This is a genomic window from Anaerotruncus sp. DFI.9.16 (assembly GCF_024461615.1).
Classification (GTDB): domain Bacteria; phylum Bacillota; class Clostridia; order Oscillospirales; family Ruminococcaceae; genus Anaerotruncus; species Anaerotruncus massiliensis.
In genome coordinates, this window is record NZ_JANFZX010000120.1 from 1 (window position 1) to 2,188 (window position 2,188).

The following is a 2,188-nucleotide window of genomic DNA, read 5'->3' on the forward strand; positions in this document are numbered from 1 at the left end:
GCCGTCGGTCGACTACCGACAAACTGCGCCGCTCGATGAGCGGCAAATCTAAAACCGCCGTCGGTCGACATACCGACAGGCCCCCGACCCTCGGGTGGAAATCTCAAACCGCCCCGGGGCGGGACCCGGCAACTATGCCGCTCCCTGAGCGGCAAATCTGCAAATCACCGATCAAACACGCCGGATTTCCCGCCCTCCTTATGGATGAGACGGATGTCTCCGAGGGCCATGCCCCGGTCGATCGCCTTGCACATGTCGTAGATGGTCAGCAGCGCGACCGATACGCCGGTGAGCGCCTCCATCTCAACGCCGGTGCGCCCGGTGAGCTGGACGGTGCAGGCCGCCTCCACCTCGAGCGTCTCGGGCAGGAGCTCGAAGTCCACCGTGCATTTGGTGAGCATCAGCGGGTGGCAGAGCGGAATCAGCTCGGAGGTACGCTTGGCGGCCATGATGCCCGCCACCCGCGCCACACCGAGCACGTCGCCCTTTTTCGCGGCGCCCGTGCGGATCGTCTCAAAGGTCTCCGCGCTCATGCGGATGCGGCCCTTGGCGACCGCGATGCGCAGCGTTTCCGCCTTTCCGCCTACGTCCACCATGACGGCGTTGCCGTTCCGGTCGATGTGGGTGAGCCCGCTCATCACACGCCGCCCTTTCCAAAGCCGCAGTTGGGGTAGTGGCAGGTCTCGCAGTTCAGGCAGAGGCCGCCGTTCCCCAGCCGCGCGAGGTCCTTCGCGGTGACGGGGTCGTCCGCCATGACGCGGGGCAGCACGAGGTCAAAGATCGTCCGGCGCGCGTACATGACGCAGCCGGGCAGACCCATGATCGGCTTTCCGTCGAGATAGGAGAGCAGAAACATCGCGCCCGGCAGCACCGGCGCGCCGTAGCTGACGATCCTTGCGCCTGTCGCCTTGATGGCAGCGGGGGTGCGGTCGTCGGGATCGACGCTCATGCCGCCCGTGCAGACGACGAGGTCCGCGCCGTCCGCGAGGAACGCCTCGATCGCGGCGGTGATGCCCGCCGGGTCGTCGCCGCAGAGGGTAACCCCCATCACCTCGCCGCCGTACTCCTCGAGCTTGGCGGCGACGACGGGCGAAAAGGCGTCCTTGATACGGCCGTAAAAGACCTCGTTTCCGGTCGTGACGATGCCGCATCTCTTTTTTTGGTAGGGCAGCAGGGAAAGCAGCGGCTTGTCTCCCGCAATCCGTTTCGCCTCGTTCATCTTTTCCTCGGAAATGACCAGCGGGATCACCCGCGTGCCCGCCAGCTTGTCGCCCGCCTTCACCGGCAGGTGGTTGCTGCGCGCCGCGATCATGATCTCGCCGAGGGAATTGATCGCGTCAAGCCGCTCCACATCGATGGAGAAGAGCCCGTCACAGGTGGCGGTAAGCTCGATCTTACCCTCCTTGACCGGGCTTTCGGACATGTGTTCGTTTTTGCACAGGTCGCAGAGGATGCGCGCCCCCTCGTTTTCGTGGAGCATGCCCTCCTGCTTTTCCCAGATGTAGAGGTAGTCCTTGCCCATCGAGAGCAGCACCGGGATGTCCTCCGCGGTCACGACGTGCCCCTTGCGGAAGCGCGCGTCCTTGGTCACCCCGGGAATGATCTGCGTCATGTCGTGGCAGAGCACCTGCCCGACCGCATCCTCCGTCTTAATCCGTTTCATTCGTATCCCCGCCTTCAAAACATTCTGTAAACAGCCTCTGGGCCGCGTCCTGCACCTCCTGGCGGAACCGCTCGTAGCGCTCGAGGAACCGCTTTCCCTCGGCGGTCACGCTCGAGGAGCCGCCGCCGGCGCCGCCGACGCGGCGCTCCATCAGCGGAAAGCCCAGTTCCCCCTCCGCCTTGCGGATGATTTTCCACGCCTTGCTGTAGCTCATCTGCATCTCGGCGGCCGCCGTTTGCAGCGACCCGGTCCGCTCGACCAGCCGCAGCAGGGACGCCACGCCCGGTCCGAAAAACTTTTCCGACCGTCGCAGGCTCACCCGCAGCGAGAAGGACAACCCCTCTGGCATCATTCCGCGTCCCTCCCGACCGTTATGTTATCAAAAATATATCGTTTTCACCATATTACCACAAATTCCGGAAAAGTCAATGTGGAGGATTGACAAAGGCGGCCCCCCCGCCGGCGCCGCGGGGCGTTTTGATCCGCGCCGCGCCCGCCCCGGCGCGGCGGCGCTTACTTCACGCC

3 protein-coding genes are annotated in these 2,188 nt (G+C 64.7%); all 3 read right to left on the reverse strand.

Annotation, left to right across the window (positions count from 1 at the left end):
- Window positions 1-164 precede the first annotated feature (164 nt).
- The 3 genes from moaC to NE609_RS17190 are packed head-to-tail and all read right to left on the reverse strand — an operon-like array spanning window position 165 to window position 2,012.
- A complete protein-coding gene (gene moaC / locus NE609_RS17180) occupies window positions 165-641 on the reverse strand; it encodes a cyclic pyranopterin monophosphate synthase MoaC (protein ID WP_370867184.1) in 477 nt (158 codons plus the stop codon).
- Window positions 638-1,663 (reverse strand): molybdopterin-binding protein, encoded by a 1,026-nt coding sequence (locus NE609_RS17185; protein ID WP_121586390.1) that lies wholly within the window; start codon window positions 1,661-1,663, stop codon window positions 638-640. The genes moaC and NE609_RS17185 overlap by 4 nt, the downstream gene beginning before the upstream one ends.
- Window positions 1,650-2,012, reverse strand: coding sequence for a winged helix-turn-helix domain-containing protein (locus NE609_RS17190; protein ID WP_243107417.1), 363 nt, complete (start codon window positions 2,010-2,012; stop codon window positions 1,650-1,652). Before NE609_RS17190 ends, NE609_RS17185 begins: the two co-directional genes overlap by 14 nt.
- Between the last annotated feature and the right edge of the window lie 176 nt (window positions 2,013-2,188).

Bases quoted from the DNA above. Each gene is read 5' to 3' on its own strand.
- NE609_RS17185 (WP_121586390.1), bottom strand. From the start codon at position 1,663: ATGAAACGGATTAAGACGGAGGATGCGGTCGGGCAGGTGCTCTGCCAC.
- NE609_RS17190 (WP_243107417.1), bottom strand. From the start codon at position 2,012: ATGCCAGAGGGGTTGTCCTTCTCGCTGCGGGTGAGCCTGCGACGGTCG.